At 74.7% G+C, this 21,017-nt stretch carries 18 protein-coding genes and 1 tRNA gene; 12 read left to right on the top strand and 7 right to left on the bottom strand.

Annotation, left to right across the window (positions count from 1 at the left end; all coding sequences use genetic code 11):
- The first annotated feature begins 124 nt into the window (after nucleotides 1-124).
- Nucleotides 125-1,348 (top strand): formaldehyde dehydrogenase, glutathione-independent, encoded by a 1,224-nt coding sequence (gene fdhA / locus ACFCZN_RS08890; RefSeq protein WP_429764455.1) that lies wholly within the window; start codon nucleotides 125-127, stop codon nucleotides 1,346-1,348.
- A gap of 178 nt (nucleotides 1,349-1,526) precedes the next feature.
- Here fdhA and ACFCZN_RS08885 read toward each other — a convergent pair whose 3' ends face one another.
- The 3 genes from ACFCZN_RS08885 to ACFCZN_RS08875 are packed head-to-tail and all read right to left on the bottom strand — an operon-like array spanning nucleotide 1,527 to nucleotide 3,158.
- Nucleotides 1,527-2,126: a TetR/AcrR family transcriptional regulator gene (locus ACFCZN_RS08885; protein ID WP_429764647.1), complete on the bottom strand. Its 600-nt coding sequence runs from the start codon at nucleotides 2,124-2,126 to the stop codon at nucleotides 1,527-1,529.
- Nucleotides 2,127-2,175: 49 nt separating this feature from the next.
- Entirely contained in the window at nucleotides 2,176-2,670 is a 495-nt protein-coding gene (locus tag ACFCZN_RS08880) for a hypothetical protein (RefSeq protein WP_430556531.1), read from the bottom strand.
- Entirely contained in the window at nucleotides 2,667-3,158 is a 492-nt protein-coding gene (locus ACFCZN_RS08875) for a DM13 domain-containing protein (RefSeq protein ID WP_430556530.1), read from the bottom strand. Before ACFCZN_RS08875 ends, ACFCZN_RS08880 begins: the two co-directional genes overlap by 4 nt.
- Nucleotides 3,159-3,284: 126 nt before the next feature.
- On the opposite strand from ACFCZN_RS08875, the gene ACFCZN_RS08870 reads away from it, so the two are divergent.
- The 11 genes from ACFCZN_RS08870 to ACFCZN_RS08820 all read left to right on the top strand — a co-directional run bounded on the left by ACFCZN_RS08870 (nucleotide 3,285) and on the right by ACFCZN_RS08820 (nucleotide 15,323).
- Nucleotides 3,285-4,007 (top strand): response regulator transcription factor, encoded by a 723-nt coding sequence (locus ACFCZN_RS08870; protein ID WP_430556529.1) that lies wholly within the window; start codon nucleotides 3,285-3,287, stop codon nucleotides 4,005-4,007.
- A complete protein-coding gene (locus ACFCZN_RS08865) occupies nucleotides 4,007-5,200 on the top strand; it encodes a sensor histidine kinase (RefSeq protein WP_430556528.1) in 1,194 nt (397 codons plus the stop codon). Before ACFCZN_RS08870 ends, ACFCZN_RS08865 begins: the two co-directional genes overlap by 1 nt.
- A gap of 155 nt (nucleotides 5,201-5,355) precedes the next feature.
- Nucleotides 5,356-5,427, top strand: a tRNA-Gln gene (locus tag ACFCZN_RS08860).
- Nucleotides 5,428-5,574: 147 nt separating this feature from the next.
- Nucleotides 5,575-7,179 (top strand): bifunctional UDP-N-acetylglucosamine diphosphorylase/glucosamine-1-phosphate N-acetyltransferase GlmU, encoded by a 1,605-nt coding sequence (gene glmU / locus ACFCZN_RS08855; RefSeq protein ID WP_429764460.1) that lies wholly within the window; start codon nucleotides 5,575-5,577, stop codon nucleotides 7,177-7,179.
- A complete protein-coding gene (locus tag ACFCZN_RS08850; protein WP_429764461.1) occupies nucleotides 7,176-8,159 on the top strand; it encodes a ribose-phosphate diphosphokinase in 984 nt (327 codons plus the stop codon). The genes glmU and ACFCZN_RS08850 overlap by 4 nt, the downstream gene beginning before the upstream one ends.
- Before the next feature lie 72 nt (nucleotides 8,160-8,231).
- On the top strand, nucleotides 8,232-9,371 hold the full coding sequence (locus ACFCZN_RS08845) for a glycosyltransferase (protein ID WP_429764648.1): 1,140 nt from the start codon (nucleotides 8,232-8,234) through the stop codon (nucleotides 9,369-9,371).
- A 332-nt stretch (nucleotides 9,372-9,703) separates the two neighbouring features.
- Nucleotides 9,704-10,324 (top strand): 50S ribosomal protein L25/general stress protein Ctc, encoded by a 621-nt coding sequence (locus ACFCZN_RS08840; RefSeq protein ID WP_429764462.1) that lies wholly within the window; start codon nucleotides 9,704-9,706, stop codon nucleotides 10,322-10,324.
- A gap of 109 nt (nucleotides 10,325-10,433) precedes the next feature.
- Entirely contained in the window at nucleotides 10,434-11,036 is a 603-nt protein-coding gene (gene pth / locus ACFCZN_RS08835; RefSeq protein ID WP_430556527.1) for an aminoacyl-tRNA hydrolase, read from the top strand.
- Nucleotides 11,037-11,161: 125 nt separating this feature from the next.
- Nucleotides 11,162-12,319 carry a glycosyltransferase gene (locus tag ACFCZN_RS08830; protein WP_429764464.1) on the top strand — a complete coding sequence of 386 codons (1,158 nt, stop codon included), beginning with the start codon at nucleotides 11,162-11,164 and terminating at the stop codon, nucleotides 12,317-12,319.
- Nucleotides 12,316-14,121 (top strand): hypothetical protein, encoded by a 1,806-nt coding sequence (locus ACFCZN_RS08825; protein ID WP_430556526.1) that lies wholly within the window; start codon nucleotides 12,316-12,318, stop codon nucleotides 14,119-14,121. The genes ACFCZN_RS08830 and ACFCZN_RS08825 overlap by 4 nt, the downstream gene beginning before the upstream one ends.
- Complete coding sequence (locus ACFCZN_RS08820; RefSeq protein ID WP_430556525.1) at nucleotides 14,118-15,323, top strand: glycosyltransferase; 1,206 nt, start codon at nucleotides 14,118-14,120, stop codon at nucleotides 15,321-15,323. The genes ACFCZN_RS08825 and ACFCZN_RS08820 overlap by 4 nt, the downstream gene beginning before the upstream one ends.
- Here the strand turns inward: ACFCZN_RS08820 and ACFCZN_RS08815 are convergent.
- The 4 genes from ACFCZN_RS08815 to ACFCZN_RS08800 are packed head-to-tail and all read right to left on the bottom strand — an operon-like array spanning nucleotide 15,271 to nucleotide 20,988.
- Nucleotides 15,271-16,458, bottom strand: a complete 1,188-nt coding sequence (locus tag ACFCZN_RS08815) for a glycosyltransferase (RefSeq protein WP_430556524.1) — start codon at nucleotides 16,456-16,458, stop codon at nucleotides 15,271-15,273. The genes ACFCZN_RS08820 and ACFCZN_RS08815 overlap by 53 nt on opposite strands.
- A complete protein-coding gene (locus ACFCZN_RS08810; RefSeq protein ID WP_430556523.1) occupies nucleotides 16,455-17,480 on the bottom strand; it encodes a glycosyltransferase family 4 protein in 1,026 nt (341 codons plus the stop codon). The genes ACFCZN_RS08815 and ACFCZN_RS08810 overlap by 4 nt, the downstream gene beginning before the upstream one ends.
- Nucleotides 17,477-18,946 (bottom strand): O-antigen ligase family protein, encoded by a 1,470-nt coding sequence (locus ACFCZN_RS08805; protein ID WP_430556522.1) that lies wholly within the window; start codon nucleotides 18,944-18,946, stop codon nucleotides 17,477-17,479. The genes ACFCZN_RS08810 and ACFCZN_RS08805 overlap by 4 nt, the downstream gene beginning before the upstream one ends.
- Nucleotides 18,943-20,988, bottom strand: coding sequence for a glycosyltransferase (locus tag ACFCZN_RS08800; protein WP_430556521.1), 2,046 nt, complete (start codon nucleotides 20,986-20,988; stop codon nucleotides 18,943-18,945). Before ACFCZN_RS08800 ends, ACFCZN_RS08805 begins: the two co-directional genes overlap by 4 nt.
- Between the last annotated feature and the right edge of the window lie 29 nt (nucleotides 20,989-21,017).

Raw genomic sequence — 21,017 nt, 5'->3', positions numbered from 1 at the left:
CCCCGCGCCGGGCACAACGGCAGCCGGGCGACGCGGCCCGTGCTCGACCTGCCGGGGACGCGCGACGCGCCTACGGTCGGGGGACCGGCTCAGACCGGGCCGGCCGTGTTCAAGGAGGAGCACCATGGCAGACACGAATCGCGCGGTCGCGTACAAGGGGCCCGGCGAGGTCGACGTCATCGACATCGACTACCCGACGTTCGAGCTCAAGGACGGCCCCGGGGTGAACCCGGCCAACGTCGGCCGGCAGGTGCCGCACGGCGTGATCCTGAAGACCGTCGCGACGAACATCTGCGGCTCGGACCAGCACATGGTCCGCGGGCGCACGACGGCGCCGAAGGACCTCGTGCTGGGCCACGAGATCACCGGCGAGGTCGTCGAGGTGGGCCGGGACGTCGAGTTCGTCCAGGTGGGCGACCTGGTCTCCGTGCCGTTCAACATCGCGTGCGGACGCTGCAAGAACTGCAAGGAGCGCAAGACCGGCATCTGTCTCAACGTGAACCCCGACCGCCCGGGCAGCGCGTACGGGTACGTCGACATGGGCGGCTGGGTCGGCGGGCAGGCCAACTACGTGCTGGTGCCGTACGCCGACTGGAACGTCCTGAGGTTCCCGGACAAGGACCAGGCGCTCGAGAAGATCATGGACCTGACGATGCTGTCCGACATCTTCCCGACGGGGTTCCACGGGGCGGTGACCGCGGGCGTGGAGGTCGGCTCCACCGTGTACGTCGCGGGGGCCGGGCCGGTGGGGCTCGCCGCCGCCACGGGGGCGCTGCTGCTGGGCGCCGCCGTCGTGATCGTCGGCGACATGAACGCCGACCGGCTGGCCCAGGCGCGCTCGTTCGGCTGCGAGACCGTGGACCTCACGAAGGGCGGGCCGGTCGAGCAGATCGAGCAGCTCCTCGGCGTGCCCGAGGTGGACTGCGGCATCGACGCCGTCGGCTTCGAGGCCAAGGGGCACGGGGCGGACTCGGACCACGAGGCCCCGGCCACCGTGCTCAACTCGCTCATGGACCTCACAGCCGCGGGCGGGGCGCTGGGCATCCCCGGCCTGTACGTGACCGGCGACCCGGGGGGCATCGACGAGGCCGCGCAGAAGGGCTCGCTCTCGCTCAGCCTGGGCACGGGATGGGCCAAGTCGCTCGCGTTCACCACCGGCCAGTGCCCGGTGATGAAGTACCACCGCGGGCTGATGCAGGCGATCCTGCACGACCGGGTGCAGATCGCGAAGAACGTCAACGCGAAGGCGATCACCCTCGACCAGGCCCCGCAGGGGTACGCCGAGTTCGACGCCGGCGCCGCGACGAAGTACGTCATCAACGCGAACGGCTACCTCGACGGCAAGTGACCTGTCAGGGCCAGAGCCACGTCTCCAGGGCTCTGGTCCTGACAGCTCGTCGGTCAGGCGTCGTCGTGGGCGCGCAGGAAGCCGTCGACCAACGGAGGAGCTGCGTGGCGCCCCGCGGGCGCTCGTCGACCTCGTCGCGGCGCTGTTGCGTGAACGGGGTGACGGCGCGGGGCCGGGGTCAGCGGGACTTCGTCAGCTCCGGCTTCTTCACCATCCCGGACAGCCCGTTCCAGGCGAGGTTGGTCAGGTGTGCGGCGACCTCGGCCTTGTCGGGGCTGCGTGCGTCGAGCCAGTACTGCCCGGTGAGGGCGACCATGCCGACGAGCATCTGCGCGTAGAGCGGCGCGGCCTTGCGGTCGAGGCCGTTCGCCTTGAACTGGTCGCCGAGGATGTGCTCCACCAGGGTGGCGACGTCGCCGATGAGGCTGGAGAACGTGCCGGTGGCCTGGGCGACGGGGGAGTCGCGCACCAGGATGCGGAAGCCGTCCTCCGACGCCTCGATGTAGCCGAGCAGGGCCAGCGCCGTGCGCTCCACCAGGACCTTCGGGTGGCCGCCCTCCTCGAGCGCGCCGGTCAGCGCGGACGTCAGGGCGCGCACCTCGCGGTCGACGACGACGGCGTAGACGCCCTCCTTGCCGCCGAAGTGCTCGTAGACCACCGGCTTGGAGACCTCCGCGCGCGCCGCGATCTCCTCGACGCTGGTGCCGTCGAAGCCCTTCTCGGCGAACAGGCCGCGGCTGACCGCGAGCAGCTGCTCGCGCCGCTGGCTCGCCGTCATCCGGGCGCGCGGCGGACGCTTGGACGCGCGGGAGTCGGTGGGCATGGGGTCATTGTGCCTGGGCGTGCCGCCGGGACGCGAGGACGGCGCGCACCGCCGGCACCGACCACGCGGCGGCGGCCGCCGGGAACGCCAGCACGACGGCGGACAGCAGCACCATCACCGGGTACTGCCAGACCAGCAGGTCGGCGAGCCAGTACGTCGCCAGCGCGACGACCGACGCCCAGGCGGCAGGGACCGTGAGCACGCCGAGGACCAGCGCGACGCCCAGGAGCGACTCCAGCAGCGGCATCACCACCCCGAACAGCCCGGGAGCCGCACCCAGGACCAGGTCCGTGAAGGCCTGGAAGAAGCCGGGCACCCGGGGGTTGCTCGCGGCGCCGTCGACGACGAACCCGATGTCGGCCGCGCCGAACCCGGCCCGGTACTTGACGAACCCCTCGTGCAGCCACAGCAGGCCGAGGGCCACGCGGGCCGCCCCGGCGAGGGCCGGGGCGACGCGCGCCGAGGTGGTGGTCGCCTCGCGGGGCACGGCGGCCGTCACATCAACGTCGCCGCGCCGAACACGGCCTTGGCCTTGTCGCAGTGCACGACGACGTCGGTGTAGCCGTCCATGCCGTCCATGCCGTCCCCGCCGTCCATGCCGTCGATCGTGAACGTCTGGTCGGCCTCGTCGAACGTGACCTCTCCCAGCTCCGTGCCGGCCTCGACGGCCGCCTCGTCCGTGCCCTTCGCGAGGTAGAGGTGCAGGTCGGGGCCCTCGTCGGAGGAGAAGTCGGAGAGGGTGACCGTGTCGCCCTCGACCGTGACCGTGCCCTCGACGCTCTTGTCGTTCATCCCGGCGAACGTCCCGTGCTGCGCCATGGCGCCGTCGGACTGCATGTCGTCGGACTGCATGTCGTCGGACTGCATGGAGTCGGTGGCGGCGGGCGTCATGTCGTCGCCGGAGCCGGCGCCGTCGTCGGCGCCGCACGCGGTGAGGGTGAGGGCCAGGGCGACGAGCCCGGTGGTCGCGAGTGCCTTCGCACGCATGAGGGTGTCCTGTCGTCTCGGGGATGGAACACCCCGAGACAAGCACCGCGACCCCGGCCGCGGGCCGTTTCTTTCAGAGGTGTAAGGACAGCCCGCGCGGTGCGGTGCCGTGCGTAGGGTCGGTCCATGAGCAGCGGCAGGGCGCGGGTGATGGTCGTGGAGGACGACGCGGCGGTGCGGACCGTCGTCGGTGACTACCTGCGGGCCGGTGGGTACGACGTCGACCTGTACAGCGAGGGCGAGAGCGCGCGCGAGGCGCTGCGGGCCGACCTCCCGGACGTGCTGGTCGTGGACCGCATGCTGCCCGGGGTCACCGGCGACGACCTGTGCCGCGAGGTGCGCCGCACCTCGGACCTGCCGGTGATCATGCTCACCGCGCTCGGCGCCGTCGAGCAGCGGATCGCCGGGCTGGAGCGCGGGGCGGACGACTACGTCACCAAGCCGTTCGCGCTCAAGGAGCTGCGGCTGCGTGTCGACGCGCAGCTGCGGCGCCGGGCGCCGGCCGCCCCGGCGGACGCGTTCACCGTCGGGGACTTCCGCATCGATCCCGGCCACCGCCGGGCGTGGCGGGGCGGCGAGGAGATCGCGCTCACGACCCGCGAGTACGAGCTCCTGCTGTACTGCGTGCAGCGCCCCGACCAGGTGCTCGCGCGCGACGACGTCCTGGGCGAGGTGTGGGGGTGGAGCTTCGGCGACGCGTCCACGGTCACGGTGCACGTGCGGCGGCTGCGGGAGAAGATCGAGCCCGAGCCCCGCTACCCCGTGTACCTGCGCACCGAGTGGGGCGCGGGGTACCGGTTCACGCCGCGAGGGGGACGCCCGATGACCGCCGGGCCAGGGGAGCGCTGATGTTCGACGGCATGCTCGGGCTCGCCGACGTCGGGCTGATCGTCCTGACCACGGTGGTGTGCACGGCCCTGGTGACCGCCCTCGCCCTGGTCGTGCTGCGCTGGAACCGGCGCGGGCCGGTCGCGTCCCAGATGGCCGTCGTCGTGGGAGCGGCGGTCGCCTCGATCGTCGCGTCGGTCGTGGCGGTCATGGTGGAGATGTTCATCTCGGCGCACGACCTGGTCGTGCTGACGGCGGTGATCGTCGTGGCCACCGTCCTGAGCCTTGCCGCGGCGTGGCTGACCACGAGCCGGGCCGTGCGCCGGTCGGTGGGGACGCTCACGCGGTCGGCGCGGCGGATCGCGGACGGCGACGTCGTCGCGCCCGCCGCGGCCGGCTGGAAGGAGTTCGACGACCTGCACGCCCAGCTCGTCGACACCTCCGAGCGGCTGGCCCAGGCGCGCGCCGAGATCGACCGGCTCGACGTCGCCCGCCGCCAGTTCTTCGCCTGGATCTCCCACGACCTGCGCACCCCGCTCGCGGGGATCCGCGCCATGACCGAGGCGCTCGACGACGACGTCGCGCCCGACCGGGACGCGTACGTCCGGGCCATCCGCGGCAAGGTCGACACCGTCACCGCGATGGTCGACGACCTCTTCGAGCTGTCGACCCTGCAGAGCGGCACGCTGCGACTGCAGCGCGAGCTCGTCGTCCTGCTCGACCTCGTCTCCGACGCCGTCGTCGACGTGCAGGCCGCCGCCGCGGGCCGCGGCGTGCGCATCGCGCAGTCCGGGATCGAGGGACACCTCCTGTGGGCCGACCCGCGCGAGCTGACGCGCGCGATCGGGAACCTGCTCGCCAACGCCGTCCGGCACGCCCCCGCGGGCACCGAGATCCTCGTCTCCGCGCACACGAGGGACGACGACCACCTGGTGGTCAGCGTGCTCGACCACGGCAGCGGCGTGGACGTCGCGGACCTGGGCCACCTGTTCGACGTCGGCTGGCGGGCGAACGACGCCCGGACCGCCGACGCCCCCGAGGGCGGAACAGTCGACGGGCAGGTCGGCGGCCACGGCGCCGGTCTCGGCCTCGCGATCGTGCGCGGCATCGTCGAGGCGCACGGCGGGTCGGTCACCGCGGCGCACGTGCCCGACGGCTTCGAGCTCGCCGTGACGTTGCCGCGCGGCGAGGCCCCCGCCGGGGCCCGCGCCTGAGCTCCTGCGCGTGCCGGGTGTGGCGCGTGCCACGGCGCCCGGGGACGCCGAGGGGCGGGACGCGTGCCGGGGCGGTGGTGCGGACCTGGCAGACTGAGGACGGACGCCCGACGGTGCCGCGCCTGCTGGGGCGTGAACCCGGCCCGGGGGCCCGATCCGCCTTGGTGTAATCGGCAGCACAGAGGTTTTTGGTGCCTTTGGTCCAGGTTCGAGTCCTGGGGGCGGAGCTCGGCACCATCGACAGAGCACACCCGAGAAGAGACGGAGCACTCGTGGTCTCGACAGGACCGGACGCCGCAGGTTCGACCGGCGCAGCACCCTCCCACCCCAGTCCGGCGGCCGTCGTCGTCCTCGCCGCGGGGCAGGGGACGCGGATGAGGTCCGCGACGCCGAAGGTGCTGCACGCCCTGGGCGGGCGGACCATGCTCGGCCACGCGATGACCGCGGCCCGCGAGCTCGACCCGCAGCAGGTGGCGGTCGTCGTCCGCCACGAGCGCGACCTCGTGGCCGCCGCCGCGGCGCAGATCGACGCCGCGGCCCTCGTCGTCGACCAGGACGAGATCCCCGGCACCGGCCGCGCCGTGCAGTGCGCGCTCGACGCGCTCGACGCCCGCGCGCACGCCGGGCGTGCCGCGCAGCTCGTGCACGACGACGCCGTCGACGACGAGCTGCACGCCGACCACGCCAACGGCGGCGACCACCCGCTGGGCGACGGGCTGGACGGCGCCGTCGTCGTCCTCGCCGGGGACATCCCCCTCCTCGACGGCGCCACGCTGGGCCAGCTGCTCGCCGCGCACCACGAGGACGGCAACGCCGTCACGATCCTCACGACCGAGGTCGCGGACGCCACCGGCTACGGCCGCATCGTGCGCGAGGCGGGCACGGGCGACGTGCTGGCGATCGTCGAGCACAAGGACGCGACGCCCGAGCAGCGCGAGATCCGCGAGATCAACAGCTCCGTCTACGTCTTCGACGCCGCGGTGCTGCGCCGCGGGCTCGGCGGCCTGGACCGCGACAACGCGCAGGGCGAGGTCTACCTCACCGATGTCGTCGCCTCCGCGCGGGCCGAGGGCGGTGCCGTGCGCGCCGTGCTCAGCGACGACCCGATGCTCGTCGAGGGCGTCAACGACCGCGTGGCGCTCGCGACCCTGGGCGCCGAGCTCAACCGCCGCGTGCTCACGGAGTGGATGCAGGCCGGCGTCACCGTCGTCGACCCGGCGACCACCTGGGTGGACGTCGACGTCGAGCTCGCCCCCGACGTCACGCTCCTGCCCGGCACGCAGCTGCACGGCGCCACCAAGGTGGAGTCCGGCGCGACGATCGGCCCGGACACCACGCTGACCGACGTCGAGGTCGGCCCCGGCGCGACCGTCGTGCGCACGCACGGCTCGCTGTCCGTCATCGGGGAGGACGCGTCCGTCGGCCCGTTCGCCTACCTGCGCCCCGGCACCGAGCTGGGCACGAAGGGCAAGATCGGCACCTTCGTCGAGACGAAGAACGCGCAGATCGGCGAGGGCTCGAAGGTGCCGCACCTGTCGTACGTCGGCGACGCGACGATCGGCGAGCACACCAACATCGGCGCCGCGTCGGTCACGGTGAACTACGACGGCCAGAAGAAGCACCGCACCGTGATCGGCTCCTACGCGAAGACGGGCGCCGACAATATGTTCGTCGCGCCGGTGACCGTGGGCGACGGCGCGTACACGGCCGCGGGCTCCGTCATCGTCAAGGACGTGCCGGCGGGCGCGCTCGGCGTCGCCCGCGCCCAGCAGCGCAACGTCGACGACTGGGTGGAGCGCCGCTGGTCGGGCTCGCCGGCCGCCGAGGCGGCCGCCCGGGCCCGCGCCGAGGGCTCGGGCGGGCAGCTCGGTGCCCAGGCGCAGCGTCAGCTCGCCGCGCACAATGCCCTCACCGGCGCCATCCCGGTGGTGCCCCCCGCCGACAGTTCCGACCCGACCGAAGGAAGCACGCAGCGATGAACAACTTCATCCCCGGCACCGGTGAGCGCACGCTCGTCCTCGCCACCGGTCGGGCGCACCCGGAGCTCGCGGAGGCCGTGGCGAAGGAGCTCGGCATCGAGCTGCTGCCCGTGTCCGCGTACGACTTCGCGAACAGCGAGACCTACGTGCGGTTCAGCGAGTCGGTGCGCGGCTCGGACATCTTCCTGCTGCAGAGCCACACCGCCCCGGTGAACCAGTGGCTCATGGAGCAGCTGCTCATGGTCGACGCGGCGAAGCGCGGCTCCGCACGCTCGATCACCGCCGTGGCGCCGTTCTACGCGTACGCGCGCCAGGACAAGAAGAGCCGCGGCCGCGAGCCCATCTCGGCCCGCCTCGTCGCCGACATGCTCAGGACGGCGGGCGCGGACCGCATCCTCAGCATCGACCTGCACACGCCGCAGATCCAGGGCTTCTTCGACGGCCCGGTCGACCACCTGTGGGCCATGCCCGTCCTGGTCGACTACGTCCGCACCCGCGTGGACGTGTCCAACGCCGCCGTCGTCTCGCCCGACGCCGGCCGCATCCGCGTCGCCGAGCAGTGGGCCGCCAAGCTGGGCGGCTGCCCGCTGGCCTTCGTCCACAAGACGCGCGACGTCACCCGCCCCAACCAGGCCGTCGCCAACCGCGTGGTCGGCGAGGTCGAGGGGCGCGACTGCGTGCTCGTCGACGACCTCATCGACACCGGCGGCACGATCGCCGAGGCCGTCAAGGTGGTCATGGACGCGGGCGCCCGCTCCGTCACCGTGGCCGCCACGCACGGCGTGCTGTCCGACCCCGCCGCGCAGCGCCTGCAGGAGTGCGGCGCCGCCGAGGTCGTCGTCACCGACACGCTGCCGATCACGGCCGACAAGCGGTTCGAGAAGCTCACCGTGCTGTCCGTCGCCCCGCTCGTGGCCCGCGCCATCCGTGAGGTCTTCGACGACGGCTCGGTGACGAGCCTGTTCGACGGCAACGCCTGAGCGACGCCGGAGGCCCGGGACGCGCGCCGTCCCGGGCCGCGGCGTCCCCGAGGGAGGCACGGTGACATGACGGTGGACGTGACCGTGGTGGTCCCCACCTACAACGAGGGACCGAACGTCGCCGAGCTGGTCCGTCGTCTCGCCGCCGTGCTCGGCCCCGACGGCGAGGGGCGCCGCGTCGCGCCCGGCGGCGTCGAGATCCTGTTCGTCGACGACTCGAAGGACGACACCCCCGCCGTCATCGAGCGGGTCGCCGCCACCGCCGCGCTGCCCGTGCGCATGATCCACCGCGAGGTGCCCGACGGCGGGCTCTCGGGCGCCGTCGTCGCCGGCCTGCGCGCCGCGACCGGCGAGCGCGTCGTCGTGATGGACGGCGACCTGCAGCACCCGCCCGAGATGGTGCCCGTGCTGCTCACCACCGCGCGCGAGACCGGCGCCGACGTCGTCGTCGCCTCCCGGTACACCGGCCGCGGCGACGCCGGCGGCCTCGACGGGCGGTACCGCCGCTGGGTCTCCAAGGCGTCCGGGCTGCTGGCCCGGTCCATGTTCCCCGTCAAGCTGCGCGACGTCTCCGACCCGATGACCGGGTTCTTCGTCGTCCGCCCCGGTGCCGTCGACCTGACCGGGCTGCGCCCGCGCGGCTTCAAGATCCTGCTCGAGATCCTCGCCCGGCAGCGGCTCGTCGTGGTCGAGGAGCCGTTCGTCTTCGGGGAGCGGTTCGCGGGCCGGTCCAAGGCCACCGTCGCCAACGGGCTGCGGTACGTGCAGCAGCTCACCCTCCTGCGGTTCGGGCGGCTGTCCCCGTTCGCGCTGATCGGTGCGCTCGGCGCGGTGCTCAACCTCGCGATCCTCGCAGGGCTCCAGGGGCTCGGGGTGCACTACCTGCCCGCCGTCGTCTGGGCCAACGCCGTGACGATCGTCATCAACTTCCTGCTGCAGGAGCGGTTCGTCTTCGCCGACCTGCGCGACGGCGCGCACGGCTTCTGGGGCCGTTTCGTGCGGTCCTTCGCCTTCAACGGGACGGAGGCCGCGGTCCGCACGCTGCTGCTGTGGTGGATCGTCGAGCGCGCCGTGCCGCACCCCGAGCTGGTGCAGGCGGTGCTCATCCTCGTCGCGTTCGTCGTGCGGTTCGTCTTCCAGGCGCAGGTGGTCTACCGCCCCCGCAGCGCGTCGCGGGCCCGGGCTCGCACGGGCGAGCACGCCCAACCCTGAGCCCGGGCCTGACACGCCCTGCCCCGAGGGGGCTATACTCGTCCGGTTGCCTCGGCGAGGGACGTCTGACGGGCGCCGGTCACCCAGGTCGTACAGGTCACGCACCTGCGACCCGGCCGCCACCCTCAGCGCAGGATCCGTCGGATTTCCGTGATCGACTGGGCGGCTGTCGGTGCACCGCGTTCTGCGGGTGCTCCCACGGCGCGCTCTCGATCGCGTCCGTCACGTGTCCCACGCCGACGCAACCGCAGTTCGCGGGGACCACACCCTCGTGGACAGCCGACGGCTCCCTCTGGCCGTCGGCACGCACAGACATCCCAGGAGTGATCCACGTGTCCGACATCAAGCTCGCCGCCGAGGCCCGCACCGAGTTCGGCAAGGGCGCCGCCCGCCGCATCCGTCGCGAGAACAAGATCCCCGCCGTCCTGTACGGGCACGGCGCGGACCCGCTGCACATCACCCTCCCGGGCCACCAGACGATGCTGGCGATGCGTCACAGCAACGCCCTGTTCTCGATCGAGCTGGACGGCAAGACCGAGCTCGCCGTCGCCAAGGACGTGCAGCGCACGCCGGTGAACAGCACCATCGAGCACATCGACTTCCTGATCGTGCGCCGCGGCGAGAAGATCGCCGTCGACGTCACCGTGAACGTCGTGGGCGAGTCGGCCCCGGGCACCATCCACTTCGTCGAGGCCCAGACCCTGTCGGTCGAGGCCGAGGCCACCCACCTGCCCGAGTCGGTCGAGGTCTCCATCGAGGGCCTCGAGGCCGGCCAGCACGTCACCGCCGGCGAGGTCGAGCTGCCGAAGGGCGCCACGCTGCTCACCGACCCCGAGGCCGCCGTCGTCCAGATCGCCGAGCCGCGCGCCGAGGCCGCCGCCGAGGACGAGGAGGCCGAGGAGGGCGAGGCCGCCGAGGAGACCACCGAGGCCGCCGAGTCCACCGAGGGCTGACACCACCTCACGCCCAGGGCGCCCGGTACCGTTCGGTTCCGGGCGCCCTTCGCGCGTCCGCGCCCTGTGACGTGCGCACCCGCCGCCGAACCCTGGAGAGAGAACGCCGATGACCGAGACCCCCTGGCTGGTGGTCGGGCTGGGCAACCCCGGCCCGAAGTACGCGGGCAACCGGCACAACGTCGGGCAGATGGTGCTCGACCTGCTCGCCGAGCGCACCGGCGCGCGCTTCTCGCGGCACGCCCGCGCCCAGGCGGCCGTCGCCGAGACGCGGCTCGGCGTCCTGCCCGGCGGGCGCCCCGGCCCCCGCGTGGTGCTGGCCAAGCCCACCACGTACATGAACACGTCCGGCGGGCCCGTCGCCGGGCTCGTGAAGTACTACGGCGTCGACCCGGCCCAGGTCGTCGTCGTGCACGACGAGGTCGACATCCCGTTCGACACCATCAAGCTCAAGTCCGGCGGCGGCGAGGGCGGGCACAACGGCCTGCGCGACATCACCAAGGCCCTCGGCACCAAGGACTACGTCCGCGTCCGCGTCGGCGTCGGCCGCCCCCCGGGGCGCATGGACACTGCCGACCACGTGCTCAAGGACTTCTCCGCCACCGAGCGCAAGGACCTGCCGATCCTCGTCGACGACGCCGCCGACGCCGTGGAGATGGTCTTCGCCGAGGGGCTCCTCGCCGCGCAGGGGAAGTTCCACACGAGGGTCTGACGCCGTGCGGATCCCGGCCTGACCGGGCTCTTCACCCGGGTGGAAAGGCCGCCACGGGGTCCTTTCCATGCCCCGGTCTCCTTACGCTCGACGGGCGGTCTCGACCGTCCGCACGAGGAGGAACCATGGGCCCGACGGTGGCACTGGCGCACGACTACCTGACGCAGCGCGGGGGCGCCGAGCGGGTGGCGCTGACGATGGCCCGGGCCTTCCCGTCGGCGCCGCTCTACACGACGCTGTACCACCCCGACGGGACGTTCCCCGAGTTCGCGGACGTGGACGTGCGCCCGTCGCGCCTGGACCGTGTCGGCGCGCTGCGGCGCCACCACCGCCTGGCGCTGCCGCTGCTCCGCGGTGCGGTCGAGAGCGAGCCCGTCGAGGCCGACGTGCTGCTCGCCAGCTCCAGCGGGTGGGCGCACCGCTACCGCGGCGCGCGGCGCACCGTCGTGTACTGCTACGCGCCCGCCCGCTGGCTCTACCAGCGCGACCGGTACCTCTCCGGGGCCTCGGGCCGGGCCTGGAAGGAGCGGTGGCGCACCGGCCTCGCCGGCGCCGCGCTCGACCTGCTCGGCCCCGGGCTGCGCGAGTCCGACGCGGCGGCCGCCGCCCGCGCCGACGTCTACCTGGCCGTCTCGACCGTCGCCCGGCGCGCCGTGCGCGAGGCCTACGGCATCGACGCCGAGGTCGTGGCGCCCCCGCCGGCGATGGAGCCGGAGGGCCCCGCGACCCCGATTCCGGGGATCGCCCCCGGCTACCTGCTCTGCGTGGCCCGGCTGCTGCCGTACAAGAACGTCGACGTCGTCGTCGCGGCCGCGCGGCGGCTCCGCCTGCCCCTCGTCGTCGTCGGGGACGGCCCCGACCGCGAGCGGCTCGAGCGTCTCGCGGACGAGCGGGTGCGGTTCGTCGGGAAGGTCGACGACGCCCAGCTGCGCTGGCTGTACGGCCACGCGTCGTTGCTGGTGGCCACGTCGTACGAGGACTACGGGCTCACGCCGCTGGAGGCGGCCGCGTTCGGCGTCCCGGCGGTGACGCTCGGCACGGGCGGGTACCTGGACACCGTGGTCGACGGCGTGACCGGGCTGTACGTGGACAGCCCGGACGCGGCGCCGGTCGCCGAGGGGATCGAGGCCGCGCTCGCCCGGTCCTGGGACCAGGAGGCCATCGGCGTGCACGTGAAGGGGTTCTCCAAGGACGCGTTCGTCGCCCGGCTGCAGGCCGTGGTGGCGCAGGAGGCCGTGGCGGCCGGGGTGCCGGGGACACAGGGGGAGGTAGGGGGCCGATGACCGTCCGGGAGTTCCTGCGGGTGATGTGGGAGGGCAAGTACCTCCTGATCGGGTCGGTCGTGCTCGCGCTGGCCGCCGCGTGGGTGTACGCCGACCGCAAGCCCGAGGTGTTCGAGGCGACCGCGACGGTCCAGATCAACGCCGTCGAGCTGGGCGACAGCACGTCGCCGGCGGCCACCACCACGAGCGTCGACACCGACCCTGGGCTCGTCGAGGCGCCCGGTGTGCTCCAGGTGGTCGCCAAGGGTGTGGCCGCGGGAACGGACCCGAAGGCGCTCGCCGCCCAGGTCTCGGGAGCGTTCGACGCCTCCACGCAGGTCATGGCGGTCACCACCACGGCGGGCGCCCCGGGCGACGCGGTCGGGCTGGCGAACGCGGTGGCGTCCGCCTACGTCGACAGCATGCCCGGGGTCATCGACGACCAGATCGCCGAGATCGACGCCCGCCGCGACGCGCTGCGCGGCCAGCTCGACGCGGTCGACAAGCAGGTGAAGGACAAGCCCAAGGACCCCCTGGCGGGCGCGGAGCGCTCCACCATCATCGACCAGTTCCAGACCCTGTCGGCCAGCAGGAGCACGCTCGAGTCGATCGTGACGCCCGCCCAGATCCTCACTCCCGCCACCGGCTCGTCCGCCGTGGTGGTGGGGCTGCCGCGGGCCAGCATCGTCCTCCTCGGCGCGCTCGCCGGGCTCGCGATCGGGGTCGGCCTCGCCCTCGCCCGACGGGCCCTCGACTCCCGGCTGCGTGGCCGTGCCGACGCCGCGGCCGCGGCCGGCGTACCGGTCCTCGCAGAGCTCTACGGGGTGACCCGGGCCGCCAAGTCGTACCGCCGCACCCCGGTGCTGCCGATCTCGAGCCGGGTCGCCTCCCCGTTCACCGAGTCGATCCGGGAGCTGCGCACCGCCCTGCACGTGGCGATGCAGGACCGCGAGCACGCCGTGGTCGTCGTGACGGCCACCGACCCGCACGCGCCGCGGCCGTTCATCGCCGCCAACCTCGCGGCGTCGTGGGCCATGAGCGGCCGAGCCACCGTCGCGGTGTCGGGCGACCTGCGTCGTCCGGACCTGGAGGACCTGCTGCCTCGCCCGAACGGTCCGGGCACCGATCCGGACGGGCTGCGTCCCACCCAGGTGCCCAACCTCCGCTTCCTCGCCCTCCACGACCCGACGATGGACCCCGCGGACTACCTCGCGACGGACCGGGTCCGTGCGACCGTGGAGGCGGCGCGGGACGCCGGCGAGGTGCTCGTCATCGACGCTCCGCCCGTGCTGGCGGCGGCGGACGCCACGATCCTCGGCGCCTACGCGGACTGCGTCGTCCTCGTCGCCACCGCCGGCCGGACCGCGCGGAGCGTCCTCGCCGAGGCGGCCGAGCGGCTGCGCATCAACGGCGTACCGCTCACCGGCGTCGCGCTGGCCGGGGTGAAGGGCGACAGCCGGATGGTCTACGCGTCGACCTACGGCGAGCCCGTCGAGTCGGACCCGTCCGACGCTCCGTCCGCTGCGGTGCCCGACCCGGCCGACGAGACGGCGGACCGCACCCCGAGCGGTCCGCAGGGCACGCCGGACCACGGTGCGCCCACCAGCTCGGACGACGACGCGGCCCCGGCCCCGGCGCGCGACGAGGCGAGCCCGGCGGGGGCCGTCACGCCGCCGACGCCGGTCCGTCCCCCGGCGTTCCCGCCCACGGGGGTCCGGGTCGCGACCGTGGCCGCCCCGCCGGCCGCGGAGCAGGAGCCGCCGACGCCGGCGCAGGTCGCGCCCACGATCGGTCGGCTGCTGCGGACCGCGCGCTCGTCGTGACCGTGCCCTCGGGCGGGGCCGAGCGGCCGCTCCGGGTCGTGGCCGTCGACCACACGGCGGCGCTGGGCGGCGGGGAGCTGGCCCTGCTCCGGCTGGCCGCGGAGCTCGACCCGAGCCGTGTCGAGCTCCGCGCGATCGTGCTGGACGAGGGCCCGCTCGTGGAGCGGCTGCGGGCAGCCGGAGTACGGACGGTGGTGGTCCGCGCCGGGGCGCGGTCGCGAGGCATGGACCGGCACGCGCTCGGCGGCTCCTGGCGCGCGGTGCTCGCGCTGGGCGAGACCCTCCGGCTCGGGGTCCGGGTGGCCGGCGTGCTCCGGCGGGCGGACGCCGACGTCGTGCACACCAACTCGCTGCGCGCCGACGTCGTGGGGCTCCTCGCGGCCCGGTGGTGTCGGCTCCCGGCGGTGTGGCACGTCCACGACCGGATCGCCGACGACTACCTCCCGACGCTCGCGGTCCGGCTCCTGCGCGCGCTGGCCCGCCGGGGCCCGCGCGCGGTCGTCGCGAACTCGGAGGCGACGGCCCGGACGCTCCCCGGGGTGCACGACCTCACCGTCGTCCACCCGGGCTACGCGCCCGACCAGGCGGTGCCGGCCTATGACGCGCGGGTGCCGCCGGAGCGCCCGGTGGTGGGCCTGGTCGGCCGCCTCAGCCCGACGAAGGGCCAGCTGGAGCTCGTGCGCGCCGCGCGGACCGTGCTCGACGACCACCCCGACGTGCGGTTCCGCCTGGTCGGAGGGGCGCTGTTCGGCGCGGAGGCCTACGCGGACGCCGTCGACGCGGAGATCGACCGGCTCGGGCTGCGCGGCGCGGTGGACGTGGTCGGGTTCAGCGACGACCCCGCCGGCGAGCTGGACCGGCTGTCGGTGTGCGTGCACGCCTCGCCGGTGCCGGAGCCGTTCGGTCAGGTGGTCGTGGAGGCGATGGTGCGCGGCGTCCCCGTGGTCGCGACGGACGCCGGGGGCGTGCCGGAGATCGTCCGGCCGGCAGGGGAGGAGCTGGGCGTGCTCGTGCCGCCCGGAGACCCGGATGCTCTCGCCGCGGGGCTCCTGGCGGTGCTGGACGACCCGGGGGCGGCCGACCGGCGCGCCCGGGCGGCCTACGACGACGCGACCCGGCGGTTCCCCGCCCGCGGGACCGCGGACGCCGTCACCGGGGTGTGGGAGCGGGTCGCCGGACGGCGTCGACGACGTCGGACATGAGGGCGACCTGGTGCGCCCAGGTGGGGATGGGCTCGAGGTCCGTGCCGGGTCGCCCCGCCGGCCCGCGCGTCGGCTCCGCGAGCGCGTCCCGGACAGCAGCGGCGAAGCCCTCCGGCGGGGTGACGGCGACCCGCGGGTCGGAGGTGTCCCGGAAGCCGGCGACGGGCGTCGAGACGACGGGGCGCCCCACGGCCCGGTACTCGTAGAGCTTGAGCGGGTCGAGGCTGTCCGTGAAGTCGTCGACGACGTGCGGGACGACGAGCGCGTCGGCGTGCTGGAGGTACGCCGGCACCGCGTCGAACGGTCGGGCACCGAGCACGACCACGCCCGCCCGGCGCAGCCGGTCGACGTCGGGCCGCTCCAGTGCGACCGGGCCCACCAGCACCAGGGAGCCCACACCCGCCAGAGCGCGGGCGGTGGCCTCGCACAGCCCGACGTCGAGCCGGTCGGAGTGCAGAGTACCGACGTAGACGGCCGTCGTTGCACCGTGCGGGAGGTCCGCCGGCCGGGCCGCGGGGCGCCGGTACCGCTCGACGTCCACGCCGTTGGTGACCAGCACGACCGACCGGGCGTCGGCCTTGCGGGACGCCAGGGTGGGGGAGCAGACGGTGACGGCCGCAGCGTGCTCCACCAGGTACCGGTCCGACTCGGCGACGCGACGTGACTCGGCCGGGCCGCGCGTGGCCGCCGTCCAGTCGTCGGTGACGTCGTACAGCGTGGGCCAGCCGCTGACGCGGGCGAGCGTGGCGCCGTACGGGTCGTTGACCCACAGCACCGGCCGCGCGAGCCCGAGGCGCCGGGCAGCCCGCAGGACGACGGCCGCGCGACGCTCGTCGCCGTGCGGCGCGACCCGCCGCGGCAGCAGCTTGGTCGGCTCGAGCAGCCACAGGCGGCGCGGGCCGACGCCCTCGACGTCCGGGGCGGGCCGCAGCCCTCGACCGGGCCGCGGCCAGGCGCCACGGGTCACTGCGTGCACAGGGTCGCTGACCGGCTCGACGAAGAGCACCCGGGCCGACGGGCGTTCGCGCAGGAGACCGGCGACGAGGTACTGGTTGCGCCGCCAGACGTCGTCCCACGGCTCGAGCGACATCACGACGAGGTCGGGGCCGGTGACGGTCTCGCGGTCCGGCGTCACGACAGCACCTGCCGGTACACGCGCTCGGTGGCGGCCGCCTGGCGTGCGACGGAGAACTCGGCCTGCTGCCGCGTCTGCAGGGCGGCGCCGTAGCGGTCGCGCCGACGGGGGTCGTCCGCGAGGGCGCGCAGCCGCCGCCCCGCGTCGTCGACGTCCCCGGTGGCGTACAGGCCGGGGCCGCCGGCGGGGCCGAGAGACTCGACGTGCCCGCCGGAGCCGTCGGCCACGACCGGGACGCCGCTCGCCATGGCCTCGAGCACGCTCAGCCCGAAGCCGTCGCCGGGGGTCGGGGCGAGGAAGAGCCCCGCGTCGGCCAGGAGCGCGGGCACGTCGTCGCGGTGGCCGAGGAGATCGACGGCCCCGTCAAGCCCGAGCTCGCTCACGAGCTCCTTGGTCACCACCTCGAGCGAGCCCGAGCCGGCGACCCGCAAGCGCCAGCCGCGGTCGGCGAGCCCCGACGCCGCGAACGCCCGGACACCGGAGTCGACCCGTTTCTCCGGCTCGAGCCGGGACGCGATCAGCACCACGGGCGACCGGAGCGCGGCGCCGCGCGAGTGCGGCCGCTCCTCGAGGCCTGCGACCACCACCCGGCTCGGGCCGTCGATGCGGTCCTGCACGAAGGCGCTGATCGCGATCTGGGCGGCGACGGTGCGACGGATCACCGGCGCGGCGACGCGGCCGGCGGCGCTGCGCCCCCGGACCAGGGCGAAGTGCCGCGTCACGACCAGCGGCACGCGGTGCAGGAGCACCCGGGGGACGAGGCACGCCGCGATCTCGCCCGCCGTCATGTGGGCGTGGACGACGTCCGGCTGTGGCCCACGCACGAGCGAGCGGCGCGCCCGCGCGACCGTCGAACCCGGCCTGAGCTCGACGTCGTCGCCGACGACGGCGCGCATCGGCTCCTCCGCACCGCCCACCACCGCGACGTCATGGCCTGCCCGCGCCTGCTCTCGGGCGAGGCGCGCGACGTGGGCCTCGACCCCGGCGTACGCGTCCGTCACGACGACGTGGGTGATCCTCATGAGCGGCCACCGGGGAGCAGGAGCTCCTCGCCCTGCGCCGGGACCGGTGGCTCCACCGGGGTCAGGGTGGCTCGCGCCGCGCGCCGACGGACGCGCGCCGGCCGGTCGTCGAGGAGGGGCGCGCCAGGCGCCTTCGCGAACCCTTCGGCGCCGAGGCAGACCCCCACGAGCAGGAAGGGCAGGGACACGATGATCGCGACCCAGAACTGGTCGAACTGGCTCGCCACGAGGCGCGACGCGAGCAGGGCGACGGCGAGCGTCCCGAACCGGCGGTCCATCCGCCACGCGACCACCAGCGTGCCCAGCATGAGGACCGCGAACCCGGCGAGGCCGACGATCCCGACCGAGGACAGCACCTCCGCGACGGCGTTGGGCGGTTGGAACCCGAGCTCGGGCCCCACGGTCCACCAGCGCAGCCCGGCGCCGAACCACAGGTGCTCCCGCCAGACGTCGAACCCGCCCTCGATGCCCACGGCGCGGAACGCCGTGGAGTTGAACGGGTCGTCGCCGGAGAGGTCGTCCTGCACCCGGCTCGCGACGAAGATGGCGGCGGGGGCCATGGTGAGCAGCATGAGGATCGGGGTCTGTCGGCGTCCGCGGCCGGCACGCAGCGCGAGGACGATGAGGCCGACGCCCAGGCCGACGATCGCCTGGCGTGACTGCACGGCCATGAGCGCGAGCACCAGCAGGTAGAAGGCCGGGACCCGGAACCAGGCCGGCCACCGCAGCCACGACTGGCGCACGAAGACGAGCAGGGCGACCGAGGCGAAGATCGGACCCGCGAGGTTCTTGTGCAGCTCGAACGGCCAGCTCGGGTAGACCGGCGACACGTCGCCCTGCGCGAGCTGCACGGCCGCGGTCGCACAGGCGTCGAGCGCGATCGCGAGCACGAACACGGTCAGGAGCGTCAGTCCGAGCGTCGCGTGCCCGGACCGGCCCACCGCCCAGCCCACGACCAGCGCCCCACCCACCAGCAGCCACGCGTGGAACCACTCGATCGAGTTCTGGGCGAAGGGGGTGGCGACGACGGCGAAGAGCGTCGCGAGCTGGTACACCGCCGACAGCCAGAGCATGGACCGCAGCGCAGGCGTGAACGGGCGCGGCGAGAAGAGGACGGCGACCCAGAACGTCGCGAACAGGGTCACGTCGCCCAGCGACATGTTCAGGGCGTCCCCGCCCACCCGCTCGGCCACGACGAACGTGGGCATCGCGATCACGGGGACCAGCGAGGGGTCGTAGAGCATCACGCAGGCCAGCACCGCGACGGACGTCACGGCCACCCCGAGGGTGAGGTCGTGGGCGAGCACGTAGGTCGCCGCGAGGACGACGACGCCGAGGACCGCCGCCCACGTCGCGACGCGCGTCGTCGACCGCAGGCTCGACGCGATGCCCGTCTGCGTGCCCGTCCGCGGCCCCCCGCCCGTCCGAAGGCGCAGGTGGTGGGCGCCGGGCCCGCCGGCGCTCACGACGGCACCGCTTCGCGGTCCTCCAGCGACGCGGGCCCGCCGAGGTACGCGCGCAGACGCCGCTGGGCGTGCTCCCGGCGAGGCCCGCGGAGCGCGGCGGAGCGCAGCACCGCGCCCGCGACGAGACCGGCACGGGCGGCGGTCCAGCCGGCCGCACCGTAGTGCTTGCGCAGGTAGCGCTCCTGCGACGCGTGGAAGTGCAGCTCGCGGACCCGGACGTCACCACCCGTGCCCGCGCCCTCGTGCACGACCTCGGTGGTGGGCACGAGGGCGTGCCGCCAGCCCTGCCGGTCGGCCCGGTACGCCCAGTCGGTCTCCTCGGCGTAGAGGAAGAACCGCTCGTCGAGCCCGCCGACGCCGCGCAGCGCGGCCGCGCGGATCAGCAGCGCGGAGCCGATGACGAAGGTGCGCTCGCGCGGCAGCCGGAGCCGGCCGAGACCGGCGGCCTCCAGCCATGCCCGCGCCGGAGAGGGGAACGGCCAGACGACGCGTCCCGGCCGGCCCGCACCGTCGACCTGCGCGGGGCCGACGCTCGCCAGCCCGGGGTCCCCGTGCAGGGCCTCGTGGAGCGTGGCGACGGTCTCGGGCCCGACGACGGCGTCGGGGTTGAGGAGGAACACGTCCGCTCCGGGGTCCTGCCGGTGCGCGAGCGCCACGTTGACGGCCGCCGCGAACCCGAGGTTGCGCCCGGGGTCGTGGTAGGCGGCGCCGAAGACCTGGGCGAGCGCGCGGTGCCGCGGGTCGGACGAGTTGTCGACCACGGTGATCGGGAAGGCTCCCGCCAGAGGCTCGAGCGCGGAGCGCAGCAGGTCGGGGTGGCCGTAGGCGACGACCACCACCTCGACACGGGGGGACGGTCGACGTGCTGCGCCGTCGTGCGCGGCGGAACCGTGGTCGCGTGCCGGCGCGCCGAGGGCCGCCTCGTAGACCGCGCGGTACCGACGGGCGACCTCGGGCCACGAGCACTCGCGTGCACGGTCGAGCCCGGCCAGGCGCAGCGTGCGCGCGGTCCGCGGGTGGGTCGCCTGCCGGATGCCGTCCAGCAGGGCCTCGGGTTCGTCCGGTGCCACGAGGACACCGGCGCCGGCGACGAGGTCCGGCACGGAGCCGACACGGGTCGCCACGACCGGGGTGCCGCACGCCATCGCCTCGACCACCACGCGGCCGAACTGCTCGGCCAGGCCCGGGGCGTGCCTCGACGGCACGACCAGGACGTCCAGCCCGCGGTAGAAGGCGGGGAGGTCGTCGGTGTCGAGCGGGCCGAGGAAGTCGACACGGTCGCCCAACCGGGCGGCGACCCGCCGCAGCCGCGCCTCCTCCGGACCGGCGCCCGCCACCACGAGGTCCAGCGCCTCGTCCCGGGCGACAGCCGCGAGGAGCACGTCCACCCCCTTCTGGGCGGTGAGGCGCCCGGCGTACCCGACGCGCACCCGTCCCGGCGTGCGCGGCCCGGCCGGCTGCGTCCCCAGCTCCGCGTCGTCGGCGGGAGAGAACACGGTCGTGTCGAGCCCGAGCGGGATCCGCTCGACCAGTCCCCGGGCGCCCTTGTAGCGCACGATGCGGGCGGCGTCGTGGTTGCAGGTGACGACGGCCGCGGCGCCGCGCAGCGCGGCCGCCTCGAGCGCCCGGAACGGCCACGGGTACCGCTTGAGGAGGTTCTGCGCGGAGTAGAGGAGGTAGGGCGCGGGGCGGGAGCGGCGCCCGCGCGCCGCGTCCACGAGCCGTCGCGCGGCGCGGACGCCCAGGATCTCCGCGGTCGCGAGCGCCACGGGCTCCTCGTGGATGTCGAGGACGTCCCACCGCTCGCCGAGCACCCGCCACAGGGCCCGCGGGTCGTAGAGGAACAGGGCGGGGTGCCGGCCGAACGTGCGCGCGGTCTCGAGCTCCTCGTCCGGCGAGGGCGCGGGGCGCACGTCGCGGCCGCCCTCGTCCCAGACGGCGGCCGTGACGACGCGGACGTGGTCGCCGCGCCGGCGCAGCTCGGCCTCGCGGCCGCGCCAGGCGTCGACCACCGCGCTGTGGGAGATGCGCAGGACCTTCATGGCTCCCGATCCTCGCCGCCGGGGTGCGG

The sequence above is a fragment of the Isoptericola sp. NPDC056134 genome (genome assembly GCF_042264825.1).
In the GTDB taxonomy this organism is placed as follows: Bacteria; Actinomycetota; Actinomycetes; order Actinomycetales; family Cellulomonadaceae; genus Isoptericola; species Isoptericola nanjingensis.
The sequence above is the reverse complement of the archived record's forward strand: the minus strand, read 5'-3'. Positions and strand labels throughout refer to the sequence as shown.